The following is a 20,281-nucleotide window of genomic DNA, read 5'->3' as shown; positions in this document are numbered from 1 at the left end:
GAAGCTTAACGAAGCTTAACGGCCACGTTTGTCTTGTTCGTTATGTCAGTGTCTTGTTCGTTGTACCAGTGATAAGTATGAACGCGTTAAAGTAAATGAATTGGCTTGATACAAAAACGCCACGAGCAAGGCTCATGGCGTTTACGTATGATTCAATAGATAACCTTTATCGAATCAATAACAGAGGGACGGGCGAATCAATCACAATGCGTGTGGTGGTGCTACCCACAAACAGCTGACGCAGCTTAGTATGACCGTAAGCGCCCATGGTGATTAAGCCCACATTTTGTTGCGCTTGGTACGCCAATAGAGCCTGAGCGGGCTCGCCCGATAAACGTGCTTGAACAACATCGACACCTTGGGCGGTTAAGCGTTGGGCTGCACGTTCAAACGCCTCTGAATGTGCGTCGTTATCCACCATCACCAAATGACAGGTCATGCCCTTGAGAAGTGGCGTGTTCAGGGCTTTCTCTACCAGTTTTTCACTGACCTCACTGCCATCAAACGCGAGAAGGTAGCTATCGGGTGGGGTGACATCCCCGGTGGCAATCAAAATATGATTGTGAATACGGCGGACGACGCTTTCGAGTTGCGATCCAATCGCTTTGGCATCGTTCTGGTGCAAATCACCGGACCGGCCAATCACCAGCACCCGCATGGTCGATTCAAGCGCTAGCAAAGATTCAAGCAAGTGGCCATGTTGCTGCAAGCGCGTGACCTCGGTCAGCCCCTTTGATAGCGCCACTTCTTCGCACTCATGCAATAGGGCCTTACCATGTTGCAAGGCCAGTTTGGCACGCTTTTCATCCAGCTCGACCAGCTCACTCATGAGCTGATCGCGACTGCCTAAACCAATACTGCCTGATAACTCAGAATCGCTACTCGCGGGTTTCTCCAACACATGTAAAAAAGTCAGCGGTGCAGACAGGCGTGAAGCCGCCCAAACGCTGAGATCTGTCACCGATTGGGTGTACGACGAACCATCAATACAAGCAATAATTTTATTCATCGTGCGCTCCTTAGTGTCCGCCCATCATTTTTTCCACTTCTTCCGGATTATCATGGACGCCAAACTTGTCCACAATGGTGGCGGTTGCTTCATTCATGCCCACTAAATTTACCTCGGTGCCTTCGCGGCGGAATTTAATCACCACGCGGTCGAGCGATGAGACGGCAGTAACATCCCAAAAATGCGCATCAGAGAGATCAATGGTGACGCGTTCAACGGCTTCTTTAAAATCAAACGATGCAATGAACTGCTCGGAAGAGGCAAAAAAGACCTGCCCAACAACGCGATAGGTACGCTCGTCAGCTTGGGTTTGCTCGCTTTTAACCACCATAAAGCGACCAATTTTGTTGGCAAAGAACAAGGATGCCAATAACACACCGACCAAAACACCAATGGCCAAGTTATGGGTTGCCACCACCACAATCACGGTGGTGACCATCACAATATTGGTTGATAAAGGATGAGTTTTAAGATCTTTGATAGAGCTCCACGAGAATGTCCCAATCGAGACCATGATCATTACCGCCACCAGGGCCGCCATGGGGATCAACTTAATCCAGTCGCTTAAAAACACCACCATGATCAACAGAAGTGTACCGGCACACAGGGTGGATAAGCGTGAACGACCGCCGGATTTGATGTTAATGATCGATTGACCAATCATTGCACAACCGGCCATACCACCAATAAAGCCGGTGGCAATGTTCGCGATACCTTGGCCTTTACACTCGCGGTTTTTGTCACTACCAGTGTCGGTCAAATCGTCCACAATGGTGGCGGTCATCATCGATTCGAGCAAACCGACTACCGCTAGTCCCGCTGAGTACGGGAAAATAATCATCAAGGTTTCAAGGTTAAGCGGCACATCGGGCCATAAAAACACCGGTAAGGTATCTGGCAACTCGCCCATATCACCCACAGTCCGAATATCTAACCCAACGCTAATGGCAAGCGTTGTTAGGACCAAAATACACACCAATGGCGATGGCAATAATTTACCGACCACAGGAACGTATGGGAACAAATAGATAATGGCTAATCCTGCCAGCGTCATGGCATACACGTGCCACGTCACGTCAGTGAGCTCGGGTAACTGGGCCATAAAAATGAGGATCGCAAGGGCGTTAACAAATCCAGTGACCACCGAGCGTGATACAAAGCGCATGAGATCGCCGAGCTTGAGGTAACCGGCCAGAATTTGCAAAACACCCGTTAGTACGGTGGCGGCCAATAAATATTCAAGGCCGTGCTCTTTAACCAGTGTCACCATCAGTAACGCCATGGCGCCGGTTGCCGCAGAGATCATCCCAGGTCGGCCACCGACAAAGGCAATGATCACTGCAATACTGAATGAGGCATACAGCCCCACTTTTGGGTCGACACCCGCAATAATAGAAAAAGCAATCGCTTCTGGAATTAACGCTAGAGCTACCACAATGCCAGCCAGCACGTCACCACGCAGATTGGAGAACCAATCACGTTTCATCGTTTCAATCATGAACAGTCTCAGTCTTTTAAAGGAATATGATTATACAAGGTGAAAAAATAAGGCGGGAACGACTAGGGCGGCGTCATGCGCATGGCAACTCTCCTTTATAAATAAAAAACGTGATGATAGTCACTGACTACTCTCTATTCAAGACCCAACCCCAAATATCGAGGTTTAATCGCCAAGCTCATCGTTAAGGTACTACCAAAAGAGGTTTTTAAAGATAAATTTGACGATATTACGATTATTTTGCTAGTTTGGTAGGACCAAAAAAGAGGAGCCATCATGACAGCATCCACAACCAGTCTGTTTCATCCGGTACAAATGGGACGTGCCAGTGAAGACGTTGCCTTGCAGATCGAATCTGCGATTTTATCGGAAGCGCTGAAGCCGGGAGACAAGTTACCCAGTGAACGTGAGCTACAGCAACAGTTTGGGACGGGGCGTGGGGTAGTGCGCGAGGCGATTCAATCACTCAAACAAAAAGGCTTGATTGAAATTCGTAAAGGGCAAAAAGGTGGAGCGGTTGTCCGCCAAGTTGACGTGCACAATATTAGCGAGTCACTGGCATTGTTCTTAAAACAAAGTCACGTCAAAGCAGACAAAGTGGCGGAATTTCGTGAAACCGTCGATCACAGCTTAGTACTGCTTGCGATCAGTCGTGGAACAACAGAACAAAAGCAACAGTTAAACGATAAGGTCGCCGAGCTTGCGGCACTTGCCAAAGATGATGAGCCCGATCTCGCTCGCTTAGGGGAGCTCGACCGAGCACTGAACTTGTTGATTGCTACCATGTCGGGAAATCCGATTTTTGAGTGGGTGATGCATGCGATACAGCAAGGGTTTAGCTCACACGACTATGCGCTTTATCAGGCGACGGATTACCGTCGTCTTACAGTGGAAAACTGGCAACAGACCGTTAACCACATTATCGCTGCGGAGCCGTTTAAGGCACAAGCAACGATTAGCCACCATTATCGGTTGCTACAACAATGCATTGATGCACAAGTATCAAGCGAATTATAAAAATCATCAAAAAGGAAACCTCTACACAATCATACCCGTCACCCGTGTTGCGATTATTTCGGGCTTATGCCCCTGCGCGCGGGAAGGACAAAAACTGGAGGTTTTATGGGACAGCAACAAAATTACGACTACATCATTGTTGGTGCAGGCTCGGCAGGCTGCGTACTGGCGAATCGTTTAAGTGCTAATCCAGATAACAAGGTGCTGTTACTCGAGGCGGGACGCCCTGACTATCGTATTGATTTTCGTATTCACATGCCTGCGGCGTTAACCTATCTGCTAACAGATAGCACCTATAACTGGCTCTATGAATCCGAGCCCGAACCGAATATGCATAATCGCCGCATTGCGCAGCCGCGCGGTAAAGTGCTGGGTGGTAGCAGTAGTATTAATGGCATGATTTATATTCGTGGTAATGCGCTGGATTATGAAAAGTGGGCCAACGATCACGGGCTGAAAAAATGGGATTATGCCCATTGCTTACCGTATTTCCGCAAGTGTGAGACGCGATTAAAAGGCCAAGATGACTATCATGGCAACAATGGTCCGCTGGCGATTGAAACCGCACAATGTGATAACCCTCTGTTTAGTGCGTTCTTTGACGCGACGCAACAAGCGGGCTATCCATTGACCGACGACGTGAATGGTTATCAGCAAGAAGGCTTTGGTATTTTTGATCAAAATATCTATCGCGGCCGTCGTCACAGTGCTGCCCGGGCGTATTTACACCCGGTCATGAACCGTAAAAATCTGACAGTACTGACAGGGGCAACGACCGATAAGATCGTGTTTGAAGGTAAAACCGCGATTGGGGTGGAATACCGTAAGTGGGGTCGCAAAAAAACCGCTTATGGGGCTGAAATTATCAGCTGCGGCGGCGCTATTAACTCACCCAAGCTCTTACAATTATCCGGTGTAGGTGATGAGAATACGCTGAAAAACTTAGGTATCAAACCGGTGCATCATTTGCCAGGCGTGGGAGAAAACTTACAAGATCACTTAGAGCTGTATGTGCAGTACGAATGTAAAGAGCCTGTGAGTATGTATCCGGCCTTGAAGTATCACAATCAGCCCAAAATTGGTTTTGATTGGCTTTTCCGTCGTAAAGGTGCTGCCGCGACTAACCACTTTGAAGCGGGTGGATTTGTGCGCGGTAACGACGAAGTCGCCTACCCGAATTTACAGTTCCACTTTTTACCGTTGGCGATCCGTTATGATGGTTCGGCACCGAACAAAGGACATGGCTTCCAGTTACACGTTGGGCCGATGAATACCGATGTGCGTGGCCATGTCAAAATTCGTAGTACCAACCCGGATGAGAAGCCAGAGATCTTCTTTAACTACCTTTCAACGCAACAAGAGCGTAAAGAGTGGGTGGAAGCGATCCGTGTCTCTCGCGATATCATCGCCCAGCCGGCTTTTGATCATTTACGTGGCAAAGAACTTTCGCCGGGCAGCGAGGCACAGACGGATCAGGAGATCCTCGACTTTGTGGCTCGAGAAGGGGAAAGTGCCTATCACCCAAGCTGCACATGTAAGATGGGCCTTGAAAGTGACGAAATGGCCGTGGTGGATGAATCGCTGAACGTCCATGGCGTGAATAACTTGCGTGTGGTGGATGCCTCCGTGTTCCCTGCGATTACCAATGGTAACCTGTATGCGCCGACGATCATGGTGGCAGAAAAGGCCGCTGATATGATCATGGGCCACACGCTTTCGCCGGCGAAAGATGCGGAATACTACCGCTATTTTCCTGAGCATGCCCCCGCACCGGAAGAAGACGCGGCGCTGGCTTAAATTCGGTCTGCGTTAGGCGTTAATCACCAAGAGCCAGCGATGCTGGCTCTTTACTCGTTTAAAGCCCCGCCACTTTTTGTTTCTGTGTCTTCCAAATGGGGAGATGCTTGAAGAAACTTGGGTAACGTTAATGTGACCGTCACGCCTTGGTTAACGTCAGAGTCAAATCTGAGCTGGCCTTGCAGCTTTTGATATACCAAATTAAAAACAAGGTTCAGCCCCAATCCTGACCCTCCTTTGCCGCGCTTGCTCGTATAAAAGGGCTCAAAAATGCGTTGATGTAAGTCGGGAGGCACCCCCACACCATTGTCAGTATATACGATGCCAACCTCGTCGTTATGGTCTATCACTTTGATGTGGATATTCGGATTGCTTACCCCTTCAAAGGCATGGCGAACGCTGTTCATCACTAAGTTTGAAATGACTTGCGTTAATACGCCCGGCAAGCTACTCATCAGTCGTTCCGCATCGCCCTCGACAACAGGTGTTACTGGGACTTTTTTCGTTTCAGGATGTAGGCTCCCTACGAGCGCATCCAGGGTTTGTACAGGGCGGAATTGACTGCGGCTTTCAGAGACTTGATCGACTGCGGTTTGTTTAAAATCTCGAATCAAGCGGGCGGCACGATTGAGGTTATTTTCTAGCATGCCAGTGCCGTCTGTGATTTGTTGCATCCATTCTGTGTATTGTTGGCTGGTTAGCGTTTGCTGCTCGAACGCGGTATTCAAGCGTGAAACGGCCTCTTTAATGACTGAGTTGGCGGTTACGGCTATCCCAAGTGGTGTATTGACCTCGTGGGCGACACCGGCGACTAAACGTCCGAGCGCCGCGAGTTTTTCTGATTCGACCAACTGATTCTGTGCCGCTTTGAGATGGGCCATACTGTGTTCTAAATCTTGAGTCCGCGTTTCGACGGTAGCCTCCAAGGTTTGATTCAGTTTTTCTAGCTCAAACTGTGTTTGCTTTAGCTCGGTAATATCAATTGCTGTCCCTCGAAAACCGACGAAGCCTTGATAGTTGAAATGCGCGACACCCTGGAAAATAAAATAATGGGTATTGCCGTCGAGGGTGATATGCTCCTCACACATGGTGAAGTTTTCTCAGGCATCCATTTTGTTTAGCAGCGACGCGCAATGGATAAGTGCTGGAACCGCTTTTATTTTTGTGGGGGGCTCAATGGAAATAGCCAACGCAGACTGCATTGCTTCTGAACAAAGGGTGAGTCGCTGTGTCGCGTCGGTTTCCCAAAGCCAGTCTGACGCAGCGTTAGTAAAGTCAGCTAATCGTTGTTGCTCTAAGATAATATTTTGATAAAGGTTACTTATCCGTAAGGTGATTTTATTGGTTTCGTCAGCGAGCCAGTCCAGTTCGTCATTTTTTTCCATGATAAACTTACGATGTTTTAGGTTTAGCGGCTCATGAGTCGGTGCTAACGGATCAAACTGACGTAAATGCTTAGCGATGGCGAATACCCGCTGGCTGACACTTTGGTGAAATACCCATAGGATTAACGCGCAGACAATCAGTGTTTTAACGCCATAAAGAAGCAGCGTGACTAAAAATTGTTGTAGCAACAAGTCATAGACTTTTTGTGTGTCTGATTCGATCTTTAAAACCCCGAGTTCGATACGACGCTCGGTGTCTGGGTGCACGTAAGTCAGCACTGTTTCGCTCGTGACCGTGCTTTGTGTGTTGGGTTGACTGGCATCTAAAACAACCCCATCAAACTCAACGGATAGGTAATCAATATAGGGTAAATTAACCAGACCATTGAGGCGGTTCTGCGCACTGATCAGATCAAAGACCCAGAGTGACGATGCAAGCAGGTCTGCATGCACATTCTTGATTTCATATTGGCGTTTATCAACGTTATTGAATGCCTCTTCATAGTCCCATGATAGTTGCAAGAGTGTTGTCATGATGGTGAAAACGCCACTGAGAAGCACCATCAATAAAATGATCCGCCGTCCAACAATGCTAAACAGTGGATGACTTAACCCTTGTAAATTTGTGCAGCTTTCCCATACTCTTTTTATCGCCTTAGTGCTTGTCTTTGCTTACGTTTCGCGAGCTGCGAGTCGATAAGCTCAAAGGGATTAAAAACATAAATTTAGCGCCTTTTCCTGGCTCTGATTCAAATCGAAGCTCGCCTTCTAACTTTTGCCTAACCAAATTAAATACCAGATTCAGCCCTAGGCCTGATCCGCCCCGTCCGCGTTTAGTGGTATAAAAAGGTTCAAAGATACGATGATGTAGGGCGGGATCAATACCACATCCGTTATCCTGATAACTGAGGTATAGATGGTCGTCTTGTGTTTCAAATTCAATAGTGATTTCAGGCGATTGAGTATCTTCAAAAGCATGATTGATACTGTTCATGACAAGGTTTGAGATAATTTGAGTGATCACACCAGGCAAACTGTGCATTCGTACGTTGTTATCGCCTACAACTTCTGGCATCACTGGAACTTTACGCGTTTCTGGGTGCAGGCTAGCAATCAATGCATCTAAGGTTTGTTTGATATCGAATTCAGTGAGTGCTTCAGAGACTTGATCGACCGCGGTTTGTTTAAAGTCGCGAATAAGACGTGTGGCACGTGTTAGGTTATGCTCGAGCATTTGTATGCTCTCATTCGCCTGCTTCATTAAAGAAGCAAACTGCGTGCTGGTCAGGGTTTGGTTTTCAAATGCTTGATTGAGTGTTTTGGTGACGTCTTGAACAACCGAGGAGGCGGTAACCGCGATCCCCAACGGGGTATTAACTTCATGTGCAACGCCGGCGACTAAGCTGCCTAACGCGGCCAGTTTCTCTGACTCAACTAACTGCTCTTGCGCCGCTGTTAGGTGTTCCATACTTTCTTGCAGCTCTCTAGTTCGCTCATCCACCTTTAACTCTAGATTTTGGTTCAATGCTTCCAGTTCAAATTGCGCGGCTTTGAGCTCAGTGATATCAATGCCGGTACCACGAAATCCCCGAAAGCCATTCACACCATGATGGGCGATCGCTTGAAATACAAAATAACGGCTTTGCTCTCCGAATGGGATGGTTTCTTCACACATGGCAAAGTCTTGTTGATGATTAAGATAAGTCACAAATTGCTGACAGCCAATGCCATGCACTAAGTCTTTGAGGTTGGGAAAGCGATTGGCCCCTAAACCGAATGCTTGTCGCATTGGCTCAGAACAAAAAGTGAGCTTGAGATCGGCATCGGTTTCCCAGAGCCAGTCAGAAGATACATGGGTAAAGTCCGATAGCCGTTCACGCTCTAACATAATATTACGGTAAAGCGTTGACATATTATTGGTGATTTTATTGGCTTCGTCGGCAAGCCAGTCGAGCTCATCCTCTCTTTCCATAATGAAGCGTTTTCGCGGCAAAATGAGTTTGTCGTCCTTGGGATCGAGTGGGTTGTAGTGGCGAAGAAATTGCGCAATTTTAAAGACTCTTTGACTGACGGTATAATGAAAGGCTAAGAGAATGAAGAAGCAAACCAGTAAGGTTTTTATGAGGTTGAGTAGCAAGGTAATAAAAAAACGCTGCGTCAATTCGGTATAGATGGTCTGGATATTTGACTCAACATAGACGGTACCGACGCGCTGCGTTTTACCTGTATCTGGGTCATCATATTCCAGTGGGTACTCATTCACCATCTTTTTCAGGTCGACTGGCTTGCCTGCCTCAAAAAGATAGTTTTCGGACCGTATGGCTAGGTAGTCAACGTGAGGAAGGTTGACTAATCCATCGATTCGCTCTTGAACACTGGTGAGATCGTAAACCCACAGTGAGCTCGCGATTAATTCGGCGTGGATATGCTCAATTTCATCATGGCGATTTCCAACTTGACTAAAGGCTTCATCATACTGCCAATAGCTCTGTAACACTGTGGTCAATAGCGTGAAAAAACCGCTGAGACAAACCATAATCAGCAGAATGCGTCGGCCTACCAGGCTGAAGAAAGGGTTACGAATGCTGTCATCGAATTTATGGCTTCGGGTCATAGATAGACTGGCGCGCTGTAATGATGATTAAGAGAAAAATCTAAATGTAAATCTTCAATTCAATCTGGGTACGCTTCCCTAATGGCAACGAAGTCATCCCAATGTTCAAGGAGTAAATCGACGAGCTTGGGTTCAAAATGTTTGCCGCGTTGCGCTAATAACTCATGACGGATATCGTCATCTGTCCACGCTTCTTTGTAAGACCGTTTAGACCCTAGCGCATCAAATACATCGGCCAAGGCTGAAATGCGCCCGCTAATCGGGATTGCCTCTGCGGCTAGCTGGTTAGGAGAGCCACTGCCGTCCCACTTTTCATGATGTGTGGCTGCTATTTCCTTGGCTTCTAAAATTAATCGTCGCTTTGAATGGCTCAGTATTTCTACGCCATATTCAACGTGTTTTTTCATGATGTCCCACTCTTCTGCATTGAGCTTACCGGGTTTATGTAAAATCGCGTCAGGAATGGCGACTTTACCCACATCATGCAGCGGTGAGCCGTGTTTCATCAGCATCGTTTTTTGTTCATCCAGCCCATACAATTCGCCCAGTTTTTCACAAAATAAAGACACACGTTGTACGTGAGCGCCGGTTTCTTTACTCCGCGCTTCAACGGCATTGGCAAGGTTGTACACCAACTCTTTGGAGGTTTCGCGAAGATCCACCATGAGGCTGAGATTCTCAAAGGTTAAACCAATGTTCTGCATATAGATTTTGAGTAAATGCTGATCTAATTCCGAAAGAGTTGTCGCGTGGTTGACGTACAACAGAAATTCGACCTCCTCATCATCACGATGGAATAGAACAAACCCATCATCAAACTGAATACTCGTCCGAGTTTCGAGGGCTTGTTTGCATCGAGCTGATACAATAGGAGGCAGTTTTTCAAACGCGCACTCGGTATAGCAGTCCACATATTCACCGGTCGCGGCTAGGGTTAACGCTCTTGTTTCTTCGGCGCCAGGGCGTGGTTGTACCACGCAATAAAAGGCAGAATCGTGAATATGAAGCAGTGAGGTAAGCTGTTCTAACACCGCGGTGGCGTAATGTTGTAGATTAGTGGTGTTCTGTACATTGGCTGATGCCTCAATCACGCGCTTAAGGCCTTGCTTTTGTTCTTCTATCGTACATAGATCGCGGTACGAGCGGAGCATCGAGTAGAGTAAGGTTTTCAACTTTTGTGTCGTCAGCTCGGTTTTTTCTTTGTAGTCATCAATGTCATAGTCACGAATCACGCTATCTTCTGGCGCCTGACCTGCTTGACCTGTGCGTAGCACTAGCCGAATAACATGATCGTTCATCTCGTCACGGATATAGCGCACCAGGTCAAGTCCAGCGTGTTCGGTTTCCATCACCACATCGACAAGCGCTAAGGCAATGTCCTGCTCTCGCTGTAAAATCTCTTTTGCTTCCTGACCTGATAAGGCAGAAAGCAGCTCTAGCGGGCGTCCTTGAAAAGTGAACCCTGTCAGCGCTAGCCGTGTCACTTCATGCATCAGATCATCGTCATCAATCAGCAGTATACGCCATGGCGTTGCCGCCGACGTTGTATTTGTGTCAGTAGACTTGGGCGCTGCGCCGTCACGTTGATCTGCAAACAAGTCCATTCAATTCGCCCCTATTAGCGTTTATCACAATTAGTTAAAGCCTAGTGTAGGTCATTAAAAGTTGCGAGGTGAGAATGAGGATTTGGATGTTGAACGTAATATTCAACTCTTTAGCTTGTTACATTTATCTGATCTGGCGCAGGCAATCCGCTACCATGCCTGTTAAGCTGCGAGCGCGATACAATAACGGTGACCATAAGCTTAGGTTTGTTGCAGCATGTGGTCTGTTTTATCGCCAGTTAACAACAGCCTGAGTAACCCTTTCACAAAAATGTTGTGATGGACCTATCAGTTGTTTGGCGCCCGTTTTGCCGGGCGTCAGGAACACTGTTTTACTGAAATTATAATTAACACATTATGACGGACTAACAAGGCAGTTATGTTTAAAAAACTTTCCCTCAAGCACAAGCTGGCGGTCTCTGCCGGGCTGGCCATTATTATCGGAGGCTTTCTGGTCGAGGCGCTTTCTTTTCGAGCCTCTTTGTCGCGGCTCGATACAGAAGTGGCGCAACGACTAGAGAGTACAGCGGCGTCGTACAATCAGTATGTATCGGATTGGGTGGCATCCAAAGAGCGAGCCATGACATCACTGACCCGCGAAGCGGATCCAGACAACATGGTTACTCATCTCAAACAGGTTCGCGATTCGGGCGGATTTGATAACGTCTTTCTCGCGTATCCGGACGGTAGCCAAGATAATGCCAATGGGGTGGTGTTGCCGCCGGGTAATGACGATCCTAGAAAATGGGGCTGGTACATCAATGCCAAGGCTTCGACGTCTAATGTGTTTATGGATAATCCAACGGTAGCTGCAGCAACGGGGGCGAATGTTGTCTCATTGGGTAAGGCATTGCAGTTTAATGGGCAAACCCTGGTGTTGGGCGCAGATGTAGAGATTGGCGATATCATCGAGGGCTTAGAGAAAGTTATTTTGCCTGGTAGTGGTTATATGTTTATTGCCAACCAGGATGGCAATGTCTTTACGCATGCGAACACCGATCTGCTTAATCAATCCATCAGTGAACTAGGGTTATCGTTTAATACGATAAAATCGGCGATGAATTCCGGTGGGAGTGTCACCGCTGAGGTAGGCGACGCTGAAAGTGTCGTTTACGCAAAAGCGATCAAAGATACCGACTTGATCACAGTGACCGTCATTAATTACGACTCCCTAGTGGCACCACTGTTTGATGCGGTGTGGGGACAAATTGCGGTCACTATTGCGGTTGTTATTGCATGTACGCTGTTATTTAACTTACTGGTCAATATACTGTTTAGGCCGTTAACCAATGTTTCTAACGCGTTGGAGCAAATTGCTCATGGTAGCGGTGATCTTACGCAACGGATTGAGGTAGAAAGCGACGATGAAGTGGGGCAGTTGGCAAAAAACTTCAACACTTTCGTTGGCAGTATGCATCAGCTCATCAGCCACATTCGTGAACAAGCGCAGCAGTTGACCTCGCAATCAGATAGCAGTACTGAACGCGCTCGCCGTAACGTAGATGATATTAATCAACAGCAGCAAGAAGTCACTATGGTGGCCACGGCGGTTACTGAACTGGCCTCCGCCACGCAAGAGATTGCTTCTCACGCGGAGCACACGGCCAGCACAGCGCAAGCGTCGACAGAGAGTACCGATAACGGGCGTGCGGTGGTTGAAAATACCAAAACATCGATCACACGCTTATCGGATGAACTCAAGCAGGCGAGCACCATCGTTGCCGAGTTGGACAAACACTCGCAAGAGATTTCAACCGTATTATCGACCATTCAAGGTATTGCCGAGCAAACCAATCTGTTGGCATTGAATGCGGCGATCGAGGCGGCACGTGCGGGTGAACAAGGTCGCGGCTTTGCGGTGGTAGCCGACGAAGTTCGTATCTTATCGCAACGTACACACGCCTCCACAGAAGAAATCAAATCAACGATCGAGACCTTGCAAACCACGACTGCTAGCGCTGTGTCGGCCATGGAAAGCAGTTCATCCTTGGCGGGCGATTCGGTTGCTGATGTTGATAAAGCTACTGCGGCGCTGAGTGAAATTGATGCGGCGGTAAATCAGATCAGTGACATGGCGACGCAAATTGCCACGGCAGCGGAAGAGCAGACTCATGTCACGAGTGAAATTACACAGAATATTACCTCAATCAAGGATGTGTCTGAGCACTTAGTACACAGCGCTAACGATACCTCACAAGAGGCGGATAATCTGCGTCATCAAGCCACGAAACTGAACGACAAAGTCTCGACCTACAAGCTGTAGGTTCGATGATTTATTGGTGTTAAGCTAATCACGTAGGCCAGCGTTCACCTTGGTACCAACATGGTGAACGCTTTTTTTTGAAAAAATGCAAAAAACAGGGAACTTCTGAGACAGTAGTCAGTCATAAAGGGTACTGAAGCAATTAAAAAAGGTTTTATGTTAACCCTACTGCGACATTTTCGTACATCTTTTATCTTCTTTCTACTCGGCATCGGTTGCCTGCTCGCTTTCAAGCTTTCCACACCTCAAATAGCTGCAAACAGTTCGATACAAGAGCTATTCGCCTTCATTCCTCTTGCATGGTTGTTTTTAGGCATGAGTGCTGTCACCTTCTTCTTGAATATGGTGCAGACGATGCTGGGGATTAAACGCCAACACATTGACTGTTAATACCATCGATTATTAACACCAAGGTCCAGAGGACGCTGGTGTTAGCCGAACACCTGTAGCTGAAGGGCAACAAAGAAGCCAATCGATATCCCGACGACTAATAACGTTGATAAACGGGTGCACGCTAAGCCAATGGCAACCATCGCTCCTAGCAAATAAGGGTTGGTAGTAGAGATAGCCAGTTTATCTTCGGGAAAGAAGACAATCGGCACCCACAGCGCGGTCAATACCGCCGGTGCTGAGTAGGTAAGCAGCCGTTGCAATCGAGGACCGATGCGCACAGGCACACTGCGTGCAAGCAGAAGGTAGCGCACGGAGAAGGTGATTAACGCCATGGCGACGATCATTAACCAGTAGTTCATGATGTCATGCTCCTAGCGGGTAGCGATTCAGCGAGCAATCCCGACGCCATGCCAATTCCGGTCGCCATAATCAGCGCATGGGGGATCTGGTAATAGGTGAGTAGCAACATGCTTAAACCGCTCGCTAAGGCGCACAGTAAAACGGGCCGTGTTTTTATGCTGGGTACCGTGAGCGCGATGAATGTTGCCGCAATGGCAAAGTCGAGCCCAATGGCCTCCAATGCTTTAAGTTGTGACCCCGCCAAAATGCCCGCTAAGGTGGCAAGATTCCAACCGATGTAAAACGCCGCGCCGGTATAAAGGGCATAATGTTTAGAAAACCTATCGTGCTTGCGAGTATGTGCGGTTGAAAGTGCATACATTTCGTCAGTCAATAAGAAGCCAAGGCCGAGGCGCCACTTGAGAGGCAAAGGGGTAATGTACTGACGAAAGTGTGCGCCATATAACAGGTGGCGTGCGCTGATCACCAAAGTAGAGCCCAACACGGCGGGTAGACCAGCCGCACTGCCAACCATCATGGTGCCGGACAACTGCACTGCACCCGCGAAAACGAGCAATGACATCGCCTGTGCTTGCAAGGCACTAAAGCCCATTTGCAGCCCTAATGAACCACATAAAATTCCCCACGGGAGAACGGCGAGGCAAAGCGGACTAACATCGCCTAATGCGCGCCATAGCGATGCTTTGGGAGCATGCACCTCTTGTGCAGCGTTATGCATAGGTCACCTTCTTGTCGTGTTTTTTCGTCTAGTCTAACCGACCCAATGATAATGATGGTTAGGTTTTTTGGCGACGAGCCCCTCTTTTTGCAATTGAGTAAAAAGCGCATCAACAGTGTCTTGGCTTAGCGCATACTCAGTACTTACTGCTTTTTTACTACAGCGTATCGTTTTGGCAGCAAGTGCGGTTTTTATATCGGTGTAGGGGAACCCAAGCGTCTCATCGTTAGGCGTTTCAGGCAAGGAGGTTGCCTGGTCTGAGGTCGTCTGGGTCTCGCTCGATGCTGCAGGTGTAGTCGCGTTTAAAGGGGCGCTGCGTCGGTGATGGTACCAGTGGCGAAAGCGTTGTTCCTCACCGATGACGCCAACAAAAAAAGCCGCGAATAAATCTAATAATACGGAAAGAAATATCACCAGCCAAGATTGGGCCTGATCCGTGCTCACCCCTAAGGTATTGGCGAGATTACTGATGAGTCCTAAAACAGAGCCTTGAGCCACCGCCGGTAAACTGTCACGCGTTAATGCCAGTTGTTGTTGTTCTTTGCGCAACTGGGTGTTTTCCCGTTGCAGCCGTGCAACGCCCGTCGCAATTCTATCGAGCTCAATATACCGTTCAGCGGCCTCGTTATTCAGTGCAATTTGCTGCTCAATTGCTTCAATTTGGCGGTCATAAGCCGCGACCTTGGCTTGGCCTTGTCGCTGCTCACTCTGTGCTGCATTCGTGGCACTGTTAATGCCGCCGATGCTACCGCCAATCGAGATTAGAGCCAAAATGAGATAAAAACCGAGTGCCGAGGCGGCGCCAGTATAGTTACCGTGGGCACGACGTTCGCCAAACTCATACCAAGCATAAAACTTACCTGCTTCAAAAATGACAGCAAGCGCGCCAAACAACCACTGCATTAACGGGTTGTCATCAAGCGAGAGAAATAAAAGGAGCGAGAAAATCGTTGAGGCCACTATCGCGGCACTGGTAAAGCTGTAAACACTCACTATCGAAAAGCGGCCCTTTGGGAAACGATAGGTATCTCGAGAGAAAGGCCCGGCAACTGGATTCATGCTGTCTTTTTATCCTGACGAAATGAAGAAGTTGCAAAGCCTAGCGCAGATCGTGGCGTTTGTGTGTTAGTCAGGTGTGAAAATTCGAATGAACGCCTGATTCCTCACCAACCTGCGTTAAAAGGCATCGTCAGTGAGAAAAAGACATCGTCAGTTTGGTGAACCAAGGTGTGATTTGCCCTGTTACTGTCAGGATACCGGATATCTAAGTATAAAAGTGGCGGGATCAATTTTTTACCGATTTACGCTTTACGAGACGCGTGTGTCTGTCACTATCAATGGCATAGTAGCAAATATGATAAAAGGTTGATCGTTGTCAGCAAATGATTGAGTGAATGGGCAGCGATATTCAACAAAGAGGAGAGAAGGTTTGGAGCAACGGATCCTAGCATGCGTCGATGGCCCGCATTATTCAAAGCCAGTGGCAGCGTTGAGCATTTGGGCGGCAAGCCGTCTGTCTGTACCCTTAACACTACTCCATGTGCTGGATAAATCGTCTCGCCAGCCGGAGCCTGAACTATCCGGTAACTTAGCTGCAGGCAGTCGAGAGCAACTATTACAAGAATTGGTCGAGCTAGATGGTCAGCGCGCTAAGCTCGAAATGAAGCATGGGAAAGTGCTACTTTCTGAGCTGGCAGACGACGCCAAAGCGAAGGGGTTGAATGATGTTAGCGCCTTGCAGCGTCATGGCAACTTGGTTGAAAGCTTGCTTGAGCTGGAAGCGCAAACGCGTGTCTTGGTGCTGGGAAAATCTGGTGAAGTACATCAAAGTGATGCTAGAGCCATCGGTTCACAACTTGAAAGTGTCGTGCGTTCTATTAAGGCACACACGCTGATTGCTAATGGTGAGTTCTCGGCACCTGACAGTTATTTGCTCGCCTTTGACGGCAGTGACATCAGCGAAAAGCTGGTGGAGAAGGCGCTCGTCACCCCATTATTAGCAGGAATGACTTGTCACTTAGTGATGGTAGAAGATTCACAAGAGAAATTGGCTGCTTTTAAACGGGCGGCTGAGCGATTGCAAGCGGCAGGCGTCAATGTCGTGCAAGCGCAACTCACGGGTGAGGTACACCGAGCTATCTTAGATTATCAAGCGTCAAATCAAGTGGGTATGATTGTGATGGGGGCGTACGGGCATTCAAAACTACGTCAGTTCTTTGTCGGAAGTAACACCACCAAGCTGCTGATTGAATCGACGGTACCCATGTTATTGATTCGCTGAGGACAGGGCAGAAGCGAACCTTCGTCACGGACAGAAAAATAAAAACCCGCATCAAGGCGGGTTTTTTGATCTTGGCTGTATCGCTATCAGTACTTAAAGCGTGTCGTAAACATAAACTGATCGCCATACCACTCGTTAATCCGGTATGCCGCGCCTAACGAGAACAGTTCGGTTGCGTGGAATCGACCGTAAGCAGAGCCAAATGTATCTTCTTCATCATCCACGGTAAGTAGGCCGATTTCACCGCCCACTTCAACTTGTGGCCCCAACCATTGGCGAATACCAAGATTGATTTCTACACCCACATCGCTATTGAAGTTCTCTTTATTGACGCCGCGTGCAAGCAATTCACCGGTTAAGTCTGCCCAGTTATTGATCGGTGCATGAAAACCAATCCCTGCAGCGGTATCCCAATCCGAATCAAACTCGGTATCTGCTTCGACACGAATGTGCGCATTAGGGTGAATAGACATGCTAAATCCTGCACCATAGGTGAGGGGGCTAACACCGATACGTCCTTCCAAGTAATCGTAACTAAAATTACTCATGGTGGTGAGGTTGGCGTCTTCTTCATTGGCCACGGCGCTGAAAGAAGCCAACGCGACAATCGCGCTAGCTAAAAGAGATTTACGCATTATCAATTCCACTTGTTATTGGTGTTGAAATCATTCTATAAGACGATTGCGCGCTGAAACAAGCACATCCGCCCGTCATTAAGGCTTTTTTACGCATTTCTGACCCAATGCGCGGTTATGGCAATAAATTGAGACTATTCGCCGTCCATATTCCATTTGTTGCGGTTAATCGCCTCCACGACACGCGGGGTATCGAGTACGCTAGCCCAAGGGAACAAATTGGGTTCGTGAGTAACCACATAGCTGGTTAATTGATCGGTCACCACGCTCACTAAGGYGTCTTTCTGCCACGGCTTTGCGAGATAATAGTGCAAACTGGCATGATTCACCGCTGATATTGTATCTTCCAGCCCTGCTTGACCCGTGAGTAAGACCTTGCGTGCCGAAGCGGTTTGAGGCTGATTAGCCAGCTCAATGAGAAAATCGACGCCTAATTCACCTGGCATAATGTGATCACACAAGATAAGTGCCAGTTGTGTTCCTTCCGTGGCCATATCGCGAATCACATCGCGTGCCTCGGAAACGGACTCGGCGGCTTCGACCTCAAAGTGATCGGTAAAACCTTGCAAATCGTCTATCACGCTATCGAGGACATCGCGTTCATCATCCACACATAATATTAAATATTGGCTCATGCTTGTGGCTCCTTACTGGCAGAGGCGGGGAGTGCTATGGGCAAGGTGACTGTCATCGTGGTGCCGTTCCCGAGTTGGGAGCGGACCTGAATATCACCCCCTTGCTGATGAACAATTGTTTGACACATGGTCAGGCCAATACCCAAACCAAAATGCCCTTCGCGCTTGGTGGTGTAGTTTAACGCGAACATTTTTTCTTGCTGTTCTTGCGTCATTCCTATCCCCGTATCCGTCACCGATACTTGAATCATGCCAGATGCTTGGTCGTTAAGGGTTTTAACTGTCACGGTAAGTGTGCCTGGTTCTGGCATCGCATCCAGTGCGTTGGCAATAAGGTTGGTCCAAACCTGTGCCAAAGCTGATGGCTGAGTGATAATGTCAGGCACCCAGTCATAGTACTTTTCTAATTGGTGTGGTTTGAGTCGGTGCTCGAATAACGTCAGGGTGTCATCAATGCTTTCAATAATATGAGTACGCTGGCGCTGTTCGCTGTCTTGGCGCGCGTAGGTGCGTAAGCTTTTAACTAAATCGGCAATTCGAGCTGCACACACATGGTTAGAGCGCAATAAACGGCCACAACGCGCGTATTGCTTCCAAGTCGCCAATTCAGTGTCAAAATGTGATCCCAAACGTTGTTGCCAGTTGGTCACCGTATCTTGTTGATACAGGCCAATATTCACCAGGTCTCGTGCCGTGCGTTTATTCCCGGTCATTTCACTTAACGTACGTGTATGTGCGCGCGCGGTGGCGGTTGATAGCGGGGTGCTGTCGCGGTTGTTTTGCAAAAGGGTAAGGGCTTGTTCGCGGCTGGCAGCATCAAGGGGCGTTTTTGCGACGTGCTCTAAAGCGTCGGCAAGTGCGTCGCTATTGCGTAAAATCGCGGAAACAGGGTTATTGAGCTCATGTGCGACACCGGCGACCAGCTGGCCCAGGAGCGCCATTTTTTCTTTTTCTAACAACTGGCGATTGGCCTCATCCAGCGAAGCGAGTGTTTGCTGTAGCTGGATTTCGGTATCAATGCTGCGCTTTAAGCGTTGGTTAAAATGCAATAGTAGGTATTGAATAAACAGGGGTAACAGCTCTGAGCGGCTGGTCATTATTTTACTAAATAGCGTATGGTCGATTTTGATCACCCGGGTGCGAGTGAGTGTGCGCCCAGTCGAGAAAGAGACCTCGCCAGTGACAAACGACATGCTACCAATCAAACTGCCGGCAGAGAGGGTAGAGACATGGTGCACTTGCCCTTTATCATCGGTTTTATAGAGCCCAACGTCGCCTTCGGCAATAAACCATAAAAATGCGTTATCTTGGTTTTCTTTCGTGAGTACATGGTTGGCGCTGTAGGTTCGGCAGGCACGGCTTTCGTCATTGCCGTCAAAAAAGGCATAAAGGCCAGCAATCACTCGGTCGGCAATGTCTGCTTTATTGCTTTCGGCTGGCGCGAGCAATTGTGACTGAAATTGGTTTATCTCACGTTCGACTTGCGCATCCAGTAAGGTGCGATGATCCAGCACTTCGCTATAACGCAACAGATCGTGTTGGCAATGCCGTAAGACATAGGTTGTGAGTTCTTTCTCTGCGACCCGCTGTAATTCATCTGCTCGCCACGGCTTGTGCATGCAATAATTTAACCGGCCCTCATTGACTGCCTGCAAAATGACATCGTACTGCGGCGCTTCGCTGAGCAAAATAGTACGCGCCCCTTTACTGGCGGCATGGTTGTCAACGTTGACTAATAAATCAATGCCATCATTGTTCCCAGGCGCGTTATGACAAATCAATAACGCCACCTGTTGCTCGTTCGCTTTCAAATCATTTAACAACGCATAGGCATCGTCAGGGGTGTCAGTACTGCATAGATCAAAGACATCGCGAAACGGCGCGAGGTCGTGAGAGAGCTTTTCCACCGCGAGAGGGTCTTGGTCAATGCATAATATCACATAAGGGTTCATACACTCTGCCGATTTGTCGCGAATTCGCTTTGATTATAGGCATTTATTCGCTTCAATGATGCGAAATAGTCGACATTCATGAACATATCCTGCTAAACCTCGCAACCTTAATGCGCGCGC

At 48.2% G+C, this 20,281-nt stretch carries 15 protein-coding genes and 1 pseudogene; 5 read left to right on the top strand and 11 right to left on the bottom strand.

Annotated elements, in window-relative coordinates; all coding sequences use genetic code 11:
• Positions 1-166: 166 nt before the first annotated feature.
• Positions 167-1,009, bottom strand: coding sequence for a universal stress protein (locus tag BZG77_RS08130; protein ID WP_077646875.1), 843 nt, complete (start codon positions 1,007-1,009; stop codon positions 167-169).
• 10 nt (positions 1,010-1,019) lie between these two features.
• Positions 1,020-2,507 carry a SulP family inorganic anion transporter gene (locus tag BZG77_RS08125; protein WP_077646874.1) on the bottom strand — a complete coding sequence of 496 codons (1,488 nt, stop codon included), beginning with the start codon at positions 2,505-2,507 and terminating at the stop codon, positions 1,020-1,022.
• A gap of 276 nt (positions 2,508-2,783) precedes the next feature.
• Here BZG77_RS08125 and BZG77_RS08120 point away from each other — a divergent pair, with 276 nt between their 5' ends.
• A complete protein-coding gene (locus BZG77_RS08120; RefSeq protein ID WP_077646873.1) occupies positions 2,784-3,524 on the top strand; it encodes a FadR/GntR family transcriptional regulator in 741 nt (246 codons plus the stop codon).
• A gap of 105 nt (positions 3,525-3,629) precedes the next feature.
• Entirely contained in the window at positions 3,630-5,321 is a 1,692-nt protein-coding gene (betA, locus tag BZG77_RS08115; protein WP_077646872.1) for a choline dehydrogenase, read from the top strand.
• A gap of 50 nt (positions 5,322-5,371) precedes the next feature.
• Here the strand turns inward: betA and BZG77_RS15205 are convergent.
• From BZG77_RS15205 to BZG77_RS08100, 3 genes and pseudogenes are all read right to left on the bottom strand, one after another.
• Positions 5,372-7,270: pseudogene (locus tag BZG77_RS15205) on the bottom strand (ATP-binding protein).
• 91 nt (positions 7,271-7,361) lie between these two features.
• Positions 7,362-9,320 (bottom strand): sensor histidine kinase, encoded by a 1,959-nt coding sequence (locus BZG77_RS08105; protein ID WP_077646871.1) that lies wholly within the window; start codon positions 9,318-9,320, stop codon positions 7,362-7,364.
• Positions 9,321-9,379: 59 nt separating this feature from the next.
• Entirely contained in the window at positions 9,380-10,924 is a 1,545-nt protein-coding gene (locus BZG77_RS08100; protein ID WP_077646870.1) for a DUF3369 domain-containing protein, read from the bottom strand.
• 379 nt (positions 10,925-11,303) lie between these two features.
• Here BZG77_RS08100 and BZG77_RS08095 point away from each other — a divergent pair, with 379 nt between their 5' ends.
• Both BZG77_RS08095 and BZG77_RS15200 read left to right on the top strand, forming a co-directional pair.
• A complete protein-coding gene (locus BZG77_RS08095) occupies positions 11,304-13,187 on the top strand; it encodes a methyl-accepting chemotaxis protein (RefSeq protein WP_077646869.1) in 1,884 nt (627 codons plus the stop codon).
• Positions 13,188-13,343: 156 nt separating this feature from the next.
• The gene (locus BZG77_RS15200; RefSeq protein WP_077646868.1) at positions 13,344-13,577 is read left to right on the top strand and encodes a DUF3955 domain-containing protein; all 234 of its coding nucleotides are present in this window, start codon (positions 13,344-13,346) and stop codon (positions 13,575-13,577) included.
• 41 nt (positions 13,578-13,618) lie between these two features.
• Here BZG77_RS15200 and BZG77_RS08085 read toward each other — a convergent pair whose 3' ends face one another.
• From BZG77_RS08085 to BZG77_RS08075, 3 genes are read right to left on the bottom strand one after another with little or no spacing between them, the layout of a single operon-like run.
• The gene (locus BZG77_RS08085) at positions 13,619-13,939 is read right to left on the bottom strand and encodes an AzlD domain-containing protein (protein ID WP_021022769.1); all 321 of its coding nucleotides are present in this window, start codon (positions 13,937-13,939) and stop codon (positions 13,619-13,621) included.
• Complete coding sequence (locus BZG77_RS08080; protein WP_077646867.1) at positions 13,936-14,658, bottom strand: AzlC family ABC transporter permease; 723 nt, start codon at positions 14,656-14,658, stop codon at positions 13,936-13,938. The genes BZG77_RS08085 and BZG77_RS08080 overlap by 4 nt, the downstream gene beginning before the upstream one ends.
• 33 nt (positions 14,659-14,691) lie before the next feature.
• Entirely contained in the window at positions 14,692-15,717 is a 1,026-nt protein-coding gene (locus BZG77_RS08075) for a bZIP transcription factor (RefSeq protein ID WP_077646866.1), read from the bottom strand.
• A 370-nt stretch (positions 15,718-16,087) separates the two neighbouring features.
• On the opposite strand from BZG77_RS08075, the gene BZG77_RS08070 reads away from it, so the two are divergent.
• Positions 16,088-16,939, top strand: a complete 852-nt coding sequence (locus tag BZG77_RS08070; protein ID WP_077646865.1) for a universal stress protein — start codon at positions 16,088-16,090, stop codon at positions 16,937-16,939.
• Positions 16,940-17,025: 86 nt separating this feature from the next.
• On the opposite strand, the gene BZG77_RS08065 is transcribed toward BZG77_RS08070, so the two are convergent.
• From BZG77_RS08065 to BZG77_RS08055, 3 genes are all read right to left on the bottom strand, one after another.
• Complete coding sequence (locus BZG77_RS08065; RefSeq protein WP_077646864.1) at positions 17,026-17,574, bottom strand: hypothetical protein; 549 nt, start codon at positions 17,572-17,574, stop codon at positions 17,026-17,028.
• Between the two features lie 134 nt (positions 17,575-17,708).
• Positions 17,709-18,209: a response regulator gene (locus BZG77_RS08060; RefSeq protein WP_077646863.1), complete on the bottom strand. Its 501-nt coding sequence runs from the start codon at positions 18,207-18,209 to the stop codon at positions 17,709-17,711.
• Positions 18,206-20,149: an ATP-binding protein gene (locus tag BZG77_RS08055; RefSeq protein ID WP_241844132.1), complete on the bottom strand. Its 1,944-nt coding sequence runs from the start codon at positions 20,147-20,149 to the stop codon at positions 18,206-18,208. The genes BZG77_RS08060 and BZG77_RS08055 overlap by 4 nt, the downstream gene beginning before the upstream one ends.
• Positions 20,150-20,281 lie beyond the last annotated feature (132 nt).

Origin of the sequence: Salinivibrio sp. IB643 (genome assembly GCF_001996105.1) — a bacterium.
In the GTDB taxonomy this organism is placed as follows: domain Bacteria; phylum Pseudomonadota; class Gammaproteobacteria; order Enterobacterales; family Vibrionaceae; genus Salinivibrio; species Salinivibrio costicola.
The sequence above is the reverse complement of the archived record's forward strand: the minus strand, read 5'-3'. Positions and strand labels throughout refer to the sequence as shown.